The 17,540-nt window shown below is 50.5% G+C and carries 14 protein-coding genes; 13 read left to right on the top strand and 1 reads right to left on the bottom strand.

The annotated features are described in order from the left end of the window. The 13 genes from AC6ESO_RS15620 to yunB all read left to right on the top strand — a co-directional run. Positions 1 to 464, top strand: a 464-nt coding sequence (locus AC6ESO_RS15620) for an S-layer homology domain-containing protein (protein WP_497092133.1), incomplete at its 5' end; no start/stop codon positions are given. An 895-nt stretch (positions 465 to 1,359) separates the two neighbouring features. Beyond that, a complete protein-coding gene (locus AC6ESO_RS15615) occupies positions 1,360 to 3,135 on the top strand; it encodes an ABC transporter substrate-binding protein (protein WP_497092132.1) in 1,776 nt (591 codons plus the stop codon). An 84-nt stretch (positions 3,136 to 3,219) separates the two neighbouring features. Then, on the top strand, positions 3,220 to 4,191 hold the full coding sequence (locus AC6ESO_RS15610) for an ABC transporter permease (protein WP_497092131.1): 972 nt from the start codon (positions 3,220 to 3,222) through the stop codon (positions 4,189 to 4,191). Next, entirely contained in the window at positions 4,188 to 5,150 is a 963-nt protein-coding gene (locus AC6ESO_RS15605) for an ABC transporter permease (RefSeq protein ID WP_497092130.1), read from the top strand. The genes AC6ESO_RS15610 and AC6ESO_RS15605 overlap by 4 nt, the downstream gene beginning before the upstream one ends. Next, the gene (locus AC6ESO_RS15600) at positions 5,117 to 6,175 is read left to right on the top strand and encodes an ABC transporter ATP-binding protein (RefSeq protein WP_497092129.1); all 1,059 of its coding nucleotides are present in this window, start codon (positions 5,117 to 5,119) and stop codon (positions 6,173 to 6,175) included. The genes AC6ESO_RS15605 and AC6ESO_RS15600 overlap by 34 nt, the downstream gene beginning before the upstream one ends. Further along, positions 6,172 to 7,149, top strand: a complete 978-nt coding sequence (locus AC6ESO_RS15595) for a dipeptide ABC transporter ATP-binding protein (RefSeq protein ID WP_494820232.1) — start codon at positions 6,172 to 6,174, stop codon at positions 7,147 to 7,149. The genes AC6ESO_RS15600 and AC6ESO_RS15595 overlap by 4 nt, the downstream gene beginning before the upstream one ends. A gap of 807 nt (positions 7,150 to 7,956) precedes the next feature. Then, on the top strand, positions 7,957 to 9,474 hold the full coding sequence (locus tag AC6ESO_RS15590; RefSeq protein ID WP_497092128.1) for a spore germination protein: 1,518 nt from the start codon (positions 7,957 to 7,959) through the stop codon (positions 9,472 to 9,474). Next, complete coding sequence (locus AC6ESO_RS15585) at positions 9,471 to 10,568, top strand: GerAB/ArcD/ProY family transporter (RefSeq protein ID WP_497092127.1); 1,098 nt, start codon at positions 9,471 to 9,473, stop codon at positions 10,566 to 10,568. Before AC6ESO_RS15590 ends, AC6ESO_RS15585 begins: the two co-directional genes overlap by 4 nt. Further along, positions 10,558 to 11,745 carry a Ger(x)C family spore germination protein gene (locus AC6ESO_RS15580; RefSeq protein ID WP_497092126.1) on the top strand — a complete coding sequence of 396 codons (1,188 nt, stop codon included), beginning with the start codon at positions 10,558 to 10,560 and terminating at the stop codon, positions 11,743 to 11,745. Before AC6ESO_RS15585 ends, AC6ESO_RS15580 begins: the two co-directional genes overlap by 11 nt. 11 nt (positions 11,746 to 11,756) lie before the next feature. After that, a complete protein-coding gene (locus AC6ESO_RS15575) occupies positions 11,757 to 12,002 on the top strand; it encodes a hypothetical protein (protein ID WP_497092125.1) in 246 nt (81 codons plus the stop codon). Beyond that, positions 11,999 to 13,108: a GerAB/ArcD/ProY family transporter gene (locus tag AC6ESO_RS15570; RefSeq protein WP_497092124.1), complete on the top strand. Its 1,110-nt coding sequence runs from the start codon at positions 11,999 to 12,001 to the stop codon at positions 13,106 to 13,108. Before AC6ESO_RS15575 ends, AC6ESO_RS15570 begins: the two co-directional genes overlap by 4 nt. Positions 13,109 to 13,239: 131 nt before the next feature. After that, a complete protein-coding gene (locus AC6ESO_RS15565) occupies positions 13,240 to 15,555 on the top strand; it encodes an ATP-dependent helicase (RefSeq protein WP_497092123.1) in 2,316 nt (771 codons plus the stop codon). An 86-nt stretch (positions 15,556 to 15,641) separates the two neighbouring features. After that, the gene (gene yunB, locus AC6ESO_RS15560) at positions 15,642 to 16,490 is read left to right on the top strand and encodes a sporulation protein YunB (protein WP_494820225.1); all 849 of its coding nucleotides are present in this window, start codon (positions 15,642 to 15,644) and stop codon (positions 16,488 to 16,490) included. Between the two features lie 48 nt (positions 16,491 to 16,538). Here yunB and AC6ESO_RS15555 read toward each other — a convergent pair whose 3' ends face one another. Further along, positions 16,539 to 17,522, bottom strand: a complete 984-nt coding sequence (locus AC6ESO_RS15555) for a M23 family metallopeptidase (protein WP_497092157.1) — start codon at positions 17,520 to 17,522, stop codon at positions 16,539 to 16,541. Positions 17,523 to 17,540 lie beyond the last annotated feature (18 nt).

Raw genomic sequence — 17,540 nt, 5'->3', positions numbered from 1 at the left:
AAGGCGTTGAGGACAACCGCTTCGCACCGCAAGGACAAGTGACGCGTGCGGCCTTCATTACGATGCTGATCCAGGCACTGGATCTGCAAGCAACGGCGGCGGGTACAGAAACAGGGTTCAGCGATGTGAAGCGCGGCCAGTGGTACTCGGATGCCATTGCAGCGGCGAAGCAGCTGGGCATCGTAACCGGTAAGCAAGACGGAAGCTTCGGCGTGAATGACAGCATTACGCGCCAAGATATGGCGGTCATTCTCTACCGTGCGCTTCAACTGAAGAAACCGGAAGCGGGAACGGCATCGTTCACGGATCAAGGAGCAATCTCGGCGTACGCGCAAGAAGCTGTGCTTGCCTTGCAAAAGGCAGGCTTGATGAACGGCCTTGGCAATGGCAGCTTCGCCCCGAAAGGCGAGACTACCAGAGCTCAAGCGGCTGTAACGATTTACCGCGTAATGAATTCCTTGTAAGGAAGAAGAGAACCGCCAATACGTGAACGGACGTATTGGCGGTTCGTGTTTTTTTTTTTTTTTTTTTTGGACAGACAACGCATGCAACTGTCATCAAAAACGAAACATATGTAATATTTCTTCACACTTTACGTTAAATTCGTGATATTTTTCGAGGAATTAGTAGTTATGCATAAATATTCAAAGTGTTGCAACCCGGGAATATAAACCGAGTACATCAAACGCAGCTCGCTCAAACTCGTATTCCGCACGGCCTATTAAGGGAGGCGTTTAATTTTGCCTGCCGGAATTTACTAATTCCTATAACTGGAAACTATAAATTAAAATAACTAGTAAAACCAACGGTTTCGAAACCTATAAGAAATACTATTCACCCAACTGCTTTAATGAAGTAATCGATAAACGCGGTGAAGAATATTGTCGCTTCGAGGCGACGCGGCAACGCATTGAAGTGAATTAATGCCGTTGTATAAAGATACACGCGACCTACTTTAAGACTATTTTTCGAAAATAGCCCGAAGTATCCGCTCCAACCAATTCCCCCAACTCATGACATGTTTAAATCTTGTAAATGCAAGACTCCGGAAGACTGGGGTATTAAAAACGCTTTCTTTCATGCTGAAATTCCCCCAATATACTGTAAATGTCAAATCGATTACAATGATTTCGAAGTCAAGCAGCCTAACTGCAGCATCAAATACTAGCGTTCGAAAGGAGTCATTTAATAGGGGATTTGGTCGTTTGACGGCAAACTTGGTAAAGAAGTTCTAAAGTTTTCAGAAAAGGCAATGAATTTCGAAAAAAAGTTTTGAGAAAATTCTAATAGTTTGGTATATTTCAACAAAGTCAATTTATGCAAATCATTTTGTTGAGATCATGGGGAGGAATGAACAAGATGAGGAAGGTATCGAATTGGTTTTCCTGTTTGTCTGTCATCGCTCTTGTTGGCGTAATGTTGGCGGGTTGCAGCGGTAATAACAATGCAAACAACGCCAATACAACAACGAACAACAAACCTGCTAACACAACTGAAGCAACGAACACGACCACGAACACCGACACTACTACGACTGAAACACCCGCGACTCCTGATCCAAACACGCCTGTAGACGGCGGAACAATGACGATCGGCACATTCTCCGATATCGTCTCCGTAAACCCTATTTATATCAATGACACTTCTTCCGGCGATGTTGAAACACTAATCAACGCCAAGCTATACGACGTAGACCGCAATGCCAACCTGGTTGTTGAGCCTTGGTCGATTGCTGCCGAGCTTCCGGTAATCAGTGCAGACGGCAAATCATATACAGTCAAAATCAAAAGCACAGCAAAATGGAACGACGGTCAGCCGCTTACCGCAGACGACGTTCTCTTCACTTTCAACACGGTTCGTAACCCTGATGCCGGCGCACCTGGTATCAGCACGGTCGACAAAATCGATACCATTACGAAAGTCGATGATACGACGATTGAATTCAAACTGAAGCAAGTGTATGCACCATTCCAATACACGCTTGCCAGCTCCCTTGTTCCTTCCCACATCTTGAAGGATGTACCGGTTAAGGAATTGAGCAAAAATGCATTTGGCGTAGATCCTGCGAAAACCGTTACAAGCGGTCCGTGGAAAATGACCGAGTGGAAACAAGGCCAATACATTACGCTGGAAACGAACCCGAACTACTGGGGTGAGAAGAAGCCGCACTTGGCTAAAATCATCTACAAAATTTACGCCGATCAAAACACGGAAGTACAGGCCTTGATCAAAGGCGATATTCAAATGTCTGAAGCGATTCCGGTTACCCAAATCGATGCGATTAAGGCGAAAGAGAATCTGAACGTGATTCTTGCTCCGGGTCCGCAATACGAATATGTACAATTCAACTTCAAGGATGAGAACTTCCCTGATAAATATTCACCGTTCAAAGGTCAAAAAACACGTCAAGCCATTGCTACTGCACTGAACCGTCAAGGCATGGTTGATAATGTTCTTAAAGGCACCGGTAAACTGATGAACTCGCCATTCCTGCCAGGTTCATGGGCAGATCCGGGTGACCAAGCAGTAAACTACGCTTATGACGCTGAGAAGGCGAAAGCACTTCTTGCTGAAGATGGCTGGGTAGCGGGCAAAGACGGTATCCTTGTGAAAGACGGACACCGCTTCTCCTTCGAACTGCAATACAACGCCGGCAACAGCCGTCGTGAGCAAGTTGCCGCAATCATTCAGCAAAACCTGAAGGATGTTGGCGTTGAAGTAACACCTAAAGGCATTGACTTTGCAACATGGATCGACCAAAACATCACGCCTGGTAAGTTCCCTGCGATTCTGCTTTCCTGGTCCCTGTCTAACCCGGATCCGGATGCAGAGAGCATCTTCTCTTCGAAATATTTCCCGCCAACCGGCCAAAACGGCGGCTGGTATAAGAACGAAGCAATCGACGCTTTGTGGACGAAAGGTCAATTGACTACCGATCAAACAGAGCGCGCTAACGTGTACCATGAAATCGGCAAACAAATCTCGGTTGACCTTCCCTATGTATTCTTGTACCAATATGGTCTTCCGCAAGTTGTAGACGGCACGAAGATCCACTGGGCTGAAGAAGACAAACCGGAATCGTCCCTTGGCTACGGCTACTTGTACCATGCAATCAACTGGTGGGCAACAGAATAAGGCTTGACAATCATACTGCATAGCTGAACAGGGGAAGGGCCAACAGGCCCTTCTCCTGTGTTCAGTAAAAGGGGGGGCGCTGGAATGACTGAATATATGATACGCCGAACACTGCAATCCGTCCTTGTATTATTTTTAATTTCGATTCTTACGTTCCTCATGATTCACGCCGCACCCGGCGGACCTACGAAGATATTTTTGGCGCCTGGCTTATCACCGGAAGCTGGACAGATTCAAGCACATAATTTGGGGCTTGATCGTCCGATCTTTGTACAATATGCGATTTGGTTAGGCAATTTGCTTACGGGCGATCTCGGCTATACGTTTAAGAATCACATTCCGGTTGGCGATATTCTATGGCCAACTGTGCAAAACACGATGGTATTGATGGGCGTTGCTTGGCTCTTCTCGCTATTGATCGCAATCCCTTGGGGGATTTATAACAGCACAGCCGAATATGGACTTTCCGACCAGACGGCGAACTTCGTTTCCTATGTCGGATTCGCGATGCCGACGTTCTGGTTTGGCATTATATTGCAGGAGTATTTCTCGCTCAAGCTTGATTTATTGCCTTTATCGGACATGTATACAATGGGCAAAGAGGGCAACCTCGGCGACCTGTTCATGCATTTGATTCTTCCGGTATCCGTGCTGACGCTCGGATTTCTGGCAGCGTACACGAAGTACTCGCGTGCGAGTATGCTGGAGGTACTGAACCAGGATTACATTCGTACCGCTCGTGCGAAAGGGCTGAAAGAGGGAAGGGTTATTTTCCGTCACGCCCTGCGCAATGCACTGATTCCGATCATTACGATTCTAGGTCTCGACCTGCCGATTCTGGTGGGCGGAGCCGCGCTGACAGAGCGCGTGTTCAACTGGCCGGGAATGGGACGCCTATTCGTAGACATGGCTGTAGCAAGGGAATACTCCGTGCTGATGTCCATTACGCTGGTTGTATCGGTTATCGTCGTAGTCGGCAATTTGATTGCTGATATTTTGTACGCGGTTGTCGATCCAAGGGTGCAATTAGGCTCTAAAGGAGGCGCGGCATCATGAGTAACGCAGTTCTTGAGAAGAAGTCAGCCTCCGGTACCCAAGCGGCCGTGGACAAGCGTCCCGACGGGCCGTGGAAGACCGCTTGGAAGAAGTTCCGCACGAACCCTTTTGCCGTTACCGGTCTTGTGATCCTTTCTATATTTGTCATTGCGGCGATTGGAGCAAATTGGTTCTCGCCTTATGACCCGACGCGCATCGATATGATGTTTCCGAATTTGCCGGCAGGGACGGATGGTCATCTGCTTGGCACGGATGAGCTGGGCCGAGATATTTTCTCCAGGCTGCTGCACAGCTCCCAGATCTCGCTTTTGGTTGGTTTCTTGGTTGCGTTTGTATCCGTATTTATCGGTACGCTTGTCGGTGCGTTCGCCGGCTACTTCGGCGGCTGGGTGGATACGATTGCCATGCGTTTCGTTGATGTCATGAACTCGATTCCGACGCTGTTCCTGAACATTTTGATCCTGGCGATGTTTGGCTCGAAGATCACGTACATGATTCTGGTTCTTGCTTTAACGAGCTGGATGGGCGTAGCCAGGCTTGTCCGCGGTACGTATTTGCAGCTTCGCGAAATGCAGTATGTAGAGGCAGCTAAAGCTACGGGCGTATCTGACCTTGGCATTATTTTCCGACACCTGCTTCGCAACGCTTCGGCTCCTATCATCGTTACGGCAACGCTGATGGTAGGCGGAGCGATTTTGAGCGAATCGGCCCTTTCCTACCTTGGACTTGGCGTTCAGACGCCGAATACCAGCTGGGGATTGATGCTTAGCAACGCGCAGGAATTTATGCTGACCGATCCGCTTCAGGCGATTTATCCGGGGCTATGCATCTTGCTTGTCGTGCTGGCGGTTAACTTTATCGGCGATGGCATTCGTGATGGCTTGGATCCTAGAAAGACAACGTTACCTCGAAGGAGGCTAGACAGATGGCGGAAAAAATTCTCCAAATCCGGAATTTAACAACTGGCTTTCTGTCTGATAGAGGTTTAGCCAAGGCGACGGATCGTGTTTCGTTCGATTTGGAAAAAGGAAAAACGCTATGCGTCGTCGGCGAGTCCGGCAGCGGCAAAAGCGTTACGGCGATGTCCGTCATGCGTCTCATCGATTATGCGGGCGGCTTGATTGTAGATGGTGAAGTGCTGTTTAACGGTCACGACCTAGTGAAGAAGAAACAATCCGAAATGCTCAAAATCCGCGGCAATTTGATCACGATGATCTTCCAAGATCCGATGTCTGCACTTAACCCGGTCTTTACGGTAGGTGACCAGATCTCAGAAGCGCTGCGTATTCATAAAGGTTTGAAGAAGAAAGAAGCTTGGAAGCAAAGCATTGAGATGCTGCGCCGCGTCGGCATTCCGGCACCGGAAATTCGCGCGAAGCAGTACCCGTATGAGATGTCCGGAGGGATGTGTCAGCGCGTCGTCATCGCAATGGCGCTCGCCTGCAACCCGGAGCTGCTTATTGCAGATGAGCCGACAACGGCGCTGGACGTAACGGTTCAGGCGCAAATTCTGGACTTGCTGCTCCAACTGAAGAACGAGTTCAACATGTCGATGCTGCTCATTACCCATGATATGGGCGTAGCGGCTGAAGTGGCAGACCGTATTGCAGTCATGTACGCGGGGACCGTTGTGGAAGAAGGAACGGTGCAGGAAATTTTCGATGGGCCTCGTCATCCGTATACGATTGGGCTCCTGAAATCCATTCCGGGCCTGGAAGGGGAACGGGGCGGTGATCTGTATACGATCAAGGGCGCGATTCCGCCAATCAGCCAGCTGCCGGAGGGCTGCCGTTTCCATCCTCGCTGTCCGTATGCTATGGATATTTGCCGTCATAAAGAGCCTGCTATGCAGACCTCAGCATCGGGACATAAAGCTGCATGCTGGCTGGATGATCATGATGGGGCAGATCCAAGGCCTGGTGCATTCAGCAGTCAAGAGCTGAAAGTGACGATTAAGAGCAAGGTGGAGGTGGCACATTCATGAGCGGCCAATATTTGATTGAAGCCTCCAACGTGAAGAAATATTTCCCGATTAAGAGCGGCCTGCTGAACCGTGTCGTAGGACAGGTTAAAGCGATCGATGACGTATCATTTGGCATCCGGGCAGGCGAAACCTTCGGTCTCGTAGGCGAGTCCGGCTGCGGCAAGTCTACGCTTGCCCGTGTATTGCTTAATTTGAAGCAGGCAACCGCCGGAGAAATTAAATTCGAGGGCCGTAACATTCAAGAGGTTGGAACCAGCGAGCTTCGCAAGCTTCGCGAAGAGATGCAAATCATCTTCCAAGATCCGTTCGGTTCCTTGAACCCGCGGTTTCTCGTTCGAGATTTGATCGGCGAGCCGCTCAAGGTTCACCGCAGAATGACGCCTAAGGAAATCGATGATCGCGTCGTGGAATTGATGGAGCTGGTCGGTTTGGATGCATCGCGCCGCAATCGGTACCCGCATGAGTTCTCTGGCGGTCAACGTCAGCGGATCGGCATTGCCCGGGCAATAGCGCTCAATCCCAAATTTATCGTGGCCGATGAGGCGGTATCGGCGCTGGACGTTTCCGTTCAGTCGCAGGTGCTCAATCTGATGGTGAAGCTGCAGAAGGAATTAGGATTGACGTACCTGTTCATTGCACACGGCCTTAACGTCGTTCGGCATATCTCCGATCGTGTAGGGGTCATGTATTTGGGCAAAATGGTTGAGGTAGGGCCAACAGAAGAGCTGTTCGCCAAACCGCTTCATCCTTATACGTCGGTGCTGCTATCGGCGATTCCGCAGCCGACAACGGAGCGGAAGAAGGATCGCATTATTTTAGAAGGCGATGTGCCGTCTCCGGCCAATCCGCCTTCGGGCTGCCGCTTCCACCCGCGCTGTCCATTCGCGCAGGAGCGTTGCAAGACCGAGGAGCCGGCGCTGCGCGTCATCATTGATGATCGGCAAGCCGCATGTCACTATCCGCTGCAAAGCTAGTTGCTATAGTTGAGAAGAAGCTGCCCCAAAAGTGTATGTAACACTTTTGGGGCAGTTTTTTTTGTGCGCTCGGGATGGGCTGCGCGATCCGGCGGGGAGCTGGAGATTCGAGGAGTGGTACTAGGTACCGCTCATGATCGAGCAATGGTGGTTAGGGCCAAAGAAAGGTACTGGGTGCCGCTCATGGTCGGGCAATGGAGGTTTAGGGCCAAAGAGAAGTCCTGGTTACCGTTCAAGAGCCGTAAAGTAGTTCGTCTAGGGATCTACATCGATGGTAGCTAGGGAAACTGAGTGAAAGTAGCTCGTCTAGAGATCTACATATGCGGTAATCCGGTGGAATGGGAGAAAGTAGCTCACCTAGAGATCTACATCGGCGGTAAGTCGGGGAAATGAAAGAAAGTAGCTTGTCTAGGGATCTACATTGATGGTATCTCGGAGAAATAGTAGAAGGGTAGCCTATCCAGGGATCTACATCGATGGAAAATAGGGAAAATGAGTGAAAGTAGCTCGTCTAGAGATCTACATCAGCGCTAATCCGGTGGAATGGGTGCAAGTAGCTCCGCTAGGGATCTACATCAGCGGCAATTTGGCGAAATGAGTGTAAGAGCTAATCTAGTGATTTTCATCGGCGGAAATCCGAGGACATGAGCAATAGTAGTTCACCTCACCAGGAGATGACATTCTACATGACGAGACGGCAGTTTTGCTGCCGTCGGAACCAAGACAACACTACTTTAGAAGCGGCCTTGCGTTTATCACAGGTGCATTATGGAAAAAATTAATGTATTACTTACAAGGAGCCTGCCTATGGATGCACCAACACAATCGCAGCAGTTCTCCACCGTGCTGGCTGATAATAATAAATTGCTGCATGACGTTTACTCGGATTGCAAAGATGTGATGTTCCGCGAATTTTTGATTGGCAATAAGACAGAAGCTTTCGTTGTATATATTGATGGTTTAGTAAATGTCGACATACTGGATCAGCATGTCATCAGGCCCTTGCTGCAGATGCCTGAAGAATCGGCCGGAGACATGACGCCGGATCGGCTTGCTTCCATTCTGACCATGTCGCTAATGGTGGATCACCATGAACTGGAGGATGCGATCGCATGTTTATCCAATGGATGCGGACTCCTTCTTATTGATGGCGTGAGCCAGGGGATTTCAGTTGGACTTGCCCAGTGGGAAAAGCGCTCTATCACGGAGCCTGGAGCGGAAGCAGTCGTTCGAGGACCAAGGGAAGGGTTTACCGAGACAATCAGTGTCAACACCTCTATGATTCGCCGCAAAATCAAAACGCCTGCGCTCAAAATGGTTCCTTACTATCTCGGACGCCATACCCGCACGGAAGTGCTCATCTCGTTTATCGAAGGCATCGCGGAGCCATCATTGATCGCAGAGGTGCGCGAGCGTATTGAGGGGATTGACATTGACGGGATATTGGAGAGCGGATACATCGAAGGGTTAATTGAAGACAATCCGTTCTCCCCCTTTCCGCAAATTCAAGTAACGGAGCGGCCCGACGTCGTGAGCGCATCCTTGCTGGAGGGGCGAGTTGCTATTCTGGTGGATGGTACGCCGTTCGCGTTAATTGCACCTGCAACACTGTTCACGATGCTGCAATCGCCGGAGGACTATTATCAGCGGTTCCTAATCGGAACGTTCATCCGGTGGCTTCGCTACCTTTTCTTTATCATTACGCTCATTCTGCCGTCCCTCTATGTAGCGATCATGACGTTTCATCAAGAGATGGTTCCAACCTCGCTGCTGCTCAGCATCGCGAAGTCCAGAGAGGACATCCCATTCCCTGCGCTTGTGGAGGCCTTGCTCATGGAGATATCATTTGAGGCGCTCCGCGAAGCGGGCGTACGCTTGCCGAGGCAAGTCGGCGCCGCCGTTAGTATCGTCGGTGCGTTGGTAATCGGACAAGCTGCAACTTCGGCCGGATTGGTATCTGCACCGATGGTCATGGTGGTTGCCATTACGGGCATCGCCTCTTTCATGATGCCGCAGTACAGCAGCGGAATTGCGATTCGGATGCTTCGTTTCCCGATCATGGTGTTATCCGGCATGTTGGGTCTGCTTGGGCTCATGCTCGGTGTTATTGTGGTCGTCATTCATCTGTGCTCCCTGCGCTCCCTTGGGGTTCCATATCTGCAGCCTCTTGCGCCGATGAAAGGCAGCGAGCTGAAGGATGTGCTGGTGCGCGCACCGATTTGGATGATGCGCAAGAGACCTTATCTGTCGAAGAATGCGCTAAACAAGACGAGAGTGGCGGCAGGCCAGAAGCCGGGTCCGCCCCAAGGGAATGAGTCGCCATGATAGAGAAAGGTCGCATTTCGCAGCTGCAGCTGTCCTTTCTTATGCATCCCTATATTCTGGCAACGCTGGTATTAAGCGCGCCGGCTATATCAATGGTAACAGCGGGCCGCGATATGTGGGCAACTCCGATCTTAGCAGGTGCATTCGCCTGCTTGATGGTCGTTCTTATGTACGCACTGCATCTCAGGTACCCGTATGAAACCTTTATCGAATATATCGAATCGATTCTGGGGCGTTATCTGGGCAAGTGCTTAGCGCTGATCTATGTGGTATCGATTATTTATACCAATGCGATGGTGCTTCGCCAATATGGCGAATTTATTGCCACAACCTTTCTCATTCAGACGCCGATGATCGTGATCGTCATTTGTCTGATGTTGGTTTGTGCATATGCCCTGTATATGGGGCTCGAGGTATGGGCTCGCGCAGCTCAGCTGCTCATTCCGATTGCGCTCATCATTATCCTCGCGATGCTCATTATTATGATCCCGGATATGAGTTGGAAGGAAATGTTCCCGATGATGGAGCACGGGCCGCTTCCCTTGCTTAGAGGTTCGATTCTACCTGCCTCGTGGTTCTCACAGTACTTCATACTCTCGATGTTCTTGCCTTATCTGACTAAGAAAAAAGGCCAGACGCTCAAATGGTCGCTGATCAGCGTAGCATCAGTCACCATTACGATGGTATTGATTAACCTTTCCATTCTGTTCATGTTCGGGAACTTAACCAAAGGTTTCAACTATCCGTTTCTCGTCGCGGTTCGCTATATTTCGTTATCGGACTTCCTGGAACATATCGAATCCTTGCTGATGGCAACGTGGCTGATTGGCATTTTCATTAAGGTGACCGTTAATTTCTATGGGACGGTTCTGTGGACCGCCCAATTCCTGAAGCTGCCGAATTATCGTACGATCATTGCGCCTATCGGGCTGCTGGTTATCCTCGTCAGTATATGGTGTGCACCGAACTATCAAATGCTGCGTGTTTCCTTGGGTACCAGCGTGCCTGTATTGACCTTTCTCCTGCAATTGCTTGTTCCTTCTTTGCTGCTCCTAATCGCGATCCTCAAGGGGAGGAAACGGCATGAAAGCTAAGTGGCGGTCTCGTATACTCCTTCAAGTCTTGTGCGCGTGCTGGCTGCTAATGCTCACGGGTTGTTGGGACCGTATCGAAATCAACGATCTTGCGCTGATTACGGGAGCAGCAATCGATAGGACAAACAGTAACGAAGTCGATTTGTCCTTGCAAATTTATGTGCCAAGAGCCGCAGGCGGAGGCGGGATGGGCATGGGAGATAAGGGCGGGAACGGGACATCCAATACATTCGTGCTTACATCAACCGGGGTGAATATTGCCGATGCCCTCTCCCATATGCAGGACAAGCTTTCGAGGAAACTGTTCTGGGGACATGCCGAAGTGATCATATTTGGTGAGGGAGCGGCCAAACTAGGCATCCGTGACGATGTGGATTATCTCATGCGGGCACCGCAGCCAAGAGAACGTGCCTATATTTATGTTTGCCGTAACAAGGCGAAGAGTGTGCTGGCATTCCAGTCTACATTGGAGCGGGATACATCTGAAGTGCTGCGGGAACTCGCTAAGAGCAAAGCCAACATGAGCTTTACGCTGGCTGAGGTCTCCGAAATGTTGACTGAGAAGGTCGATGCCTTTGCTTTGCCGTGGCTGAGGGAGCTTAAGCCGCCCAATTCAGCGAACATCGGATCGGCCCGATACCAGAATGGAACGGCAATTTTCAAAGGCGGCCGTATGGTCGGCCTCGTTGACGAGCAAACAACGAGAGGCCTGCTGTGGCTGCGCAATGAAATCGAGTATGCGGTCGTAACGGTCGTTCCGAAAGGAGAAGATGGGAACATATCCGTTCAGATGCTGAGAAGTCAAACCAAGCTCATCCCGCATATCAGTGATGGAAAGTGGAGTATGACGGTACGAATCCATTCGGAGAACGATACCCTGCAGAATGCGACCGGCATCAATTTGGCTTCAAGTGAAGCAGGTGTCAGGAAAGTGGAGCTTGCGCTTGAGCAGGACATGAAGAAGCAGGTCAGAAATGCGCTTAAACGAATTCAACTGGGGATGCAGGCGGATGTATTTGATTTTGCAGGTGAATTTCACCGGGCTTATCCGCAAATATGGCACCGAACTGAGAAGGACTGGGATGAGCAGTTCCCGAAAGTGGAGGTTAAGATTGAGCCGGATGCCGTCTTGCTGCGTCCGGGATTGGCTAATGTGAGAGCAAGATCTAGCGATTAGGAGCAGAGGCTATGACTTGGAAATCCATTCCCGCTTTATTGACATGCAGTTTAATCGTAAGCGTTCTACAGTGGTATTGGGTACGCAATGCTCCGAGGAAAGAGCGGATCGCTTATTTTTCGTTATTGACGATTGGATTTGGGCTTGGCGCGCTGCTGTATGTCTATCCTCGGCTGCCAGGTCCTTCGGAACTTATGGAGCTGTGGTTTGGCCAGCTTGGACGGCTGCTTATTGGCAGTGGGCAGGGACAATCATGAAAGAGATGCGGATAAGAGGCAAGCAGCTGTTCTGGTTGATCGCGACGATGCAAGCAGGCATGACCATATTGCTGACGATTAACCCGGCTCTTGAGACAGCCAAGCAGGATGCCTGGCTGTCGATGGTGCTTGCAAGCGTCTTTGGCGTATTTATTGCTTTTGTGAGCGCGCGGCTCAGTCAACTGTACCCCGGAAAGACCTTTGTGGAATATGTGCTGCTCATTGTCGGCAAATGGGCAGGTCATGTGATCATCTTCCTGTATTTCCTATACTGGTACGGTGTTCTCGCGATCATCTTACGCCAATATGCGGAGTTTATTGCTGCCACGATATTGCCGAGAACGCCCATGATCGTTCCGATTCTCGGTATGCTCTTTGTCGCGATCTATGTGGCGAATGCCGGAATAGAAGTCATTGCGCGCAGCAGCGAGGTATTCGGCCCGTTCATTCTGCTTGGCATCTTCGTGCCGCTCATCTTGAGCTCCAAAGGCTTTAATTGGAATCACATTCTCCCGGTTTATAGCGATACGGGAATCAAAACGATCATTCTAGGCTCACTCCCGACGACGACTTTCTTAGGCGATTGCATCATACTTATCATGCTGTTTGCCTTCGTTTCGAATCCGAAATCGGGTACGAAACCGGCCATGCTTGGTGTAGGGGCGGCAGGTTTGTTGACGTGCATCTCGACATTTCTGATAGTGGCAGTCATGGGTTATGGCTCAGGGGCGGGGCTGACCTATCCGTTTTTCAACTTAATCCGTTACATGACGTATTTTGATTTTCTGCAAAATCTGGACTCGCTTGTCGTCGCCATCTGGATTATCAGCGTGTTTCTTAAAGTCTCGCTCTATTTCTTCGTCAGCACCTATGGGACCGCCCAGTGGCTGGGGGTGAAAAAGTGGAAGCGACTCATATGGGGGGTAGCGCCATTCGTGCTGCTGCTTGCCTTTATACCACGAGACTTCGTCGAAAGCTCGGTCTATTTCCCGCAAAAAATTGCCATTCCGTATCTGCTTCCGTTTCATTGCGTAGGCGTGCCCCTCTTGCTGTGGGGCATTGCTAAGCTAAGGTTAAGGGGCCGCAGCGCCGAAGGCAGAAAATAACTATTGCGGACAGGGGAGCAAACGAGAGATACTTGTTCTATACAATCATAGACGGTCGACGACTATATTCCCTCCCGCAGCCGCGTCAGAGGGAATTTTAATGTTTATGGAATGGAAGGAACATTTCGGAAATGGCAGGAACGATAGATTTTTTCGCTAGAAAGAAAGAGGAACTTGGCGTTGCGCTCAATGAGGTGCAGAAGCAGGCAGTGATGCATACGGAAGGTGCGCTGCTGCTGCTGGCTTCGCCTGGTTCAGGGAAGACCACAACAATTATCATGCGAATCGGCTACTTAATAGAAGTGAAACGTGTCCATCCTTCGCGTATTAAGGCGGTCACGTTCAGCAAAGCTTCCGCGCAGGATATGAAGGACCGATTTAGTCGGTTTTTCCCGGAGATGCCTTCCGGCAGTGTCGATTTCTCTACCATACATAGTCTTGCATTCGAAGTGATGCGGGAATATTTGCGGCGCTCGCAAACTTCCTTTCAAATTATAGAAGGCGCAGTAGAGATAGAAGTCGGCGAAGGCGAGAACGAGCAAACCGGCGGGTTCGATGAGAACAATCCGCCTCTTCATAAGAAGCTGATTCTTCGGGATCTTTACCGAAAGGTTCGCGGCGACAACATTACGGAAGAGCAGATGGAAGAGCTCACAACCTATATCAGCTTTATCAAGAATAAGCTGGTCCCCGAAGCCGAATGGGCGAGTGTGAAATGCGATGTTCCGGATGCTGCCCTTCTATTGAAGGAGTACGAAGCATTCAAGCGTGCGCGAACCGACAAGATTCTCGTGGATTATGACGATATGCTCGTCATCGCGAACCGCGCATTGGAGCAGAGCAACGAGCTCCTCTGGAAGTACCAGAACAAATTCGATTATGTGCTGACAGATGAAAGCCAGGATACTTCCTTGGTGCAGCACGCCATTATCGAGAAACTGGTGCGCAGACATGGCTGCCTGTGCGTCGTCGCCGACGATGATCAGAGTATCTATACTTGGCGCGCGGCTGAACCGCAATATTTGCTCGATTTCAAAGAGGTGTATCCGGATGCCGCGATACTGAAAATGGAGCAGAACTACCGTTCCTCGCGGAATATTGTCAGCATTGCAAACCGGTTCATCAAACGAAATCAGAACCGTTATGATAAAGAAATGTTTACGCGCAATCCCAGCAACCGGCCGATTCAAATCAAGAGTTTGGCTGATTACAAGGTGCAGGCTAAGTATGTCGCAGACAAAGTGGCGCTAATTGAGCATTTGCGAGAGACAGCCGTATTGTATCGAAACAATTCTTCATCCATCTCACTCATGAACGAATTTGACCGAAGAGGCATTCCGTTCTATATGAAGGACGGGGATAACCGTTTTTTCTCGCATTGGATTCTGGAGGATATCCTAAATTTTATGCGAATGGCCTATACGGACAAGAGGCCGGATTTGCTGGAGAAAATCCATACGAAGCTGAACGGCTATATTACCAAAACGCAAATGGCGGCGCTCAATCAAATTCAGAATAACGAGTCCGTCTTCGACAACTTGATTCGATTCGTGCCGCTGCAAGATTACCAGCCGAAGCAGCTGCAGGATTGCAAAGATACGTTTGCTTCGCTGAAGGAGACGGCTCCCCAGTCGGCGATTCGTACGATCCGCTACAAGCTTGGGTATGAGAAGGCGCTGGAGAAAATGTGCGAGCGGCTCGGCTTCCGCAAAGAGAATCTGATCGGCATTCTCAACACGCTTGAGGATATTGCGGTGGGGCTGGAGACGCTGGAGGATTTCGCGAATCGGCTCAAGTATCTGGAAGCGGTCATGAAGGCGTCCAAACGCAACAAGAACGCCAATGCCGTCACGTTCTCCACGCTGCACAGCGCCAAGGGCTTGGAGTTTGAGCGCGTCTATATCATCGATCTGATCGACGGAATTCTCCCGTCTAACGATGATATGAAGAAGGTGGAAGGCGAAATTTCGCCGGAAATGGAAGAAGCGGTTAGGCTGTTCTATGTCGGCATGACGCGGGCGAAGCAGCAGCTTGTGCTGCTGACCTACGGTCAGCGGGACGGGGAAGAGGTCAAGGAATCCCAATTCGTGACGGCTGTTCGTAACCTTCAGACGCCTCCGGGTGCTGAACAAGCGAGGGCGGCATCGGCGGAAGTCGCGGCAACCAGCACGACTGGCGGCGCTGTCGGACAGAAAAGGTATTCAACTGCCCGCAAATCTTCCGGTACGGTGACGGTTACCAGCTCGGCGCAGTCGTTTGTGCCGCCAAATCCGAATGCGCTGAAGAGCGTTGCTTCTTTGAAGAAGGGTCAACAGCTGAAGCATCGCGTGTTTGGCAGCGGGGAGCTGATCGCAGTCGGATCGGAGTTTATTGAAATCAGATTTACGACCGGCGTCCGTAAATTGTCGGTTACCGCTTGTCTTGAAATGGGATTGCTTGAGCTGTAGTAGTTGTCTTCTTTTTTGGACGGTCTCCGCATAAGCTAGCTTGGAATGGGAATGCGGGAGAGCGTGCTAACGAAGGAGGCCGTCGCATGCGCAAATGGGGAAGACGGGGCTGGCGAAGCAGCGGCAGGCGGCGCCGATCGTCTGGTAAACCTGGGAAGAAGATAAGCAGACGTAAGCTGCTGATCTTCTTGATGCTGCTGTTTATACTGTTCTTCGCTCAGACGTTTATCTTCATTGAACGCAACTTGCAAGGCCCGCTTATGACCGTCGCTACCGTGCGCGTGAAGCAGGTGGCTACGCAATCGATCAACAAAGCAATTACGGAACAGGTCGCCGGGAACTCCAATGCGGATAAGCTGATTGATTGGAAAACGAATGCCAGCGGCAAAATTTCCGGCTTCATGCTCAACTATGCCGAGCATATGCGGATCACGTCCGAGACCATTGATACGGTGCAATCGACGCTGAACAAGATGGGCGAAATTCCGGAGCGGATTCCGCTTGGCCAGGCGCTCGGCAGCGCCATTATCGCTTCGTTTGGTCCGAGGATCCCGGTGAAATTTGAACCGATCGGAGCGGTTAAGGTTGATTTGAACACGCGCCAGAAGGATGCCGGGATCAATATGATTCTGGTTGAGGTCTATATGCACATTGTGGCGGAGGTATCGATTATTATCCCGTTTGATACGAAGCCGGAGCTCGTGGAAACCGAAATCCCCATTTCGTATCTGCTCGTAGTAGGCGATGTGCCAATGTACTATTACGATAACAAAGGCAATCCGGTCGGTGATTCCGCTCCCGGCGCGCCGAATATTTCATTGCCGATGGAGAAAAGCGGGGATGGTGTGTCTACTACAACGCAGACGCATGACGGAGAGGCAAATAGCGGCGGTACGGATGATGTGCCGACGCTTGCGCCGACAAACGAACCCTAACGAAAGAGCGCTAATCAAGGCTAAGGGCCTTTGATCAGCGCTCTTTCGTTACTTCTTACGCATTTTACGCCGCTCTTCTCGCTCCCATTGCTTCAGCATCGGGTAGGGATCGAATGACCACTCCACAAGCCCGCGATCGCGGTATACACCGTAATGCAAGTGAGGAGGGAATTTCCCTTGCGTCCCGGGCTTGCCATATCCGGAGCTGCCGACCCAACCTACAACTTGGCCGGGCTTTACGACGCTGCCAACGGCTAATGTCTTGTCATAGCCGGACAGATGCGCATAATAATGATAGTAATTATTGAGGTCTCGGATGCCAAGACGCCAGCCTCCATAAGGGTTCCAGCCCTTTATCTCAATAATGCCGTAGCAGGTGCTGCGAACCGGAACACCATGGTTTGCAAAAATATCGGTTCCTTCATGAATCCGGTAGCCTCCCCAGCTGCGGCGAGTTCCCCACGTTCCCTTGTAGGAATAATTGGTTCCGATTGGGACGGGAAAAGCATGCTCGAACAAATCCAGCGTACCGTAGGTTGCATAAATGCGAGCGAACTGGCGGATACGCTGCACCGCTCTGGTATTGTGGTAATATTGCCACAAACCAATGGAAAAATCATCCTCTTCTGTGCCGAATTGCATGAAATGATTGGCTACAGAATACAGTAAATCTGTGTCATTCGTGCGCATCGCACGCCCGTCTCCGTCTCCATCAACGCCAAGCCCGCTGAACCACCGAATTGAAGCGGGTGACTCATCGGTCATATCAGGGTTAAGTACACCGGCCCAAGCACTCTCGGTCATAAAGATCCCGATGTATTGTCCCAGCTGCTCCCTTGTCTTGGGGCGGGCTTTGGTTATTGTCCGCTCGTACTGATCAACGGCAGCCAGACGGTACCAGGGAATACGCGTAACGATGCTGATTTCATCGTAAAGCTCTCTTCTTTTGGCGTAAGCATCGTCTTTCGGCGCCGCGCTTTTCGCACCCGCGTAAGCCGCGGTGCCTTGCAGAAGCCCTGCCATCACCAACATCACCAAGAATAGGCGTAT

The sequence above is a fragment of the Paenibacillus rhizoryzae genome (assembly GCF_059686995.1).
The sequence above is the reverse complement of the archived record's forward strand: the minus strand, read 5'-3'. Positions and strand labels throughout refer to the sequence as shown.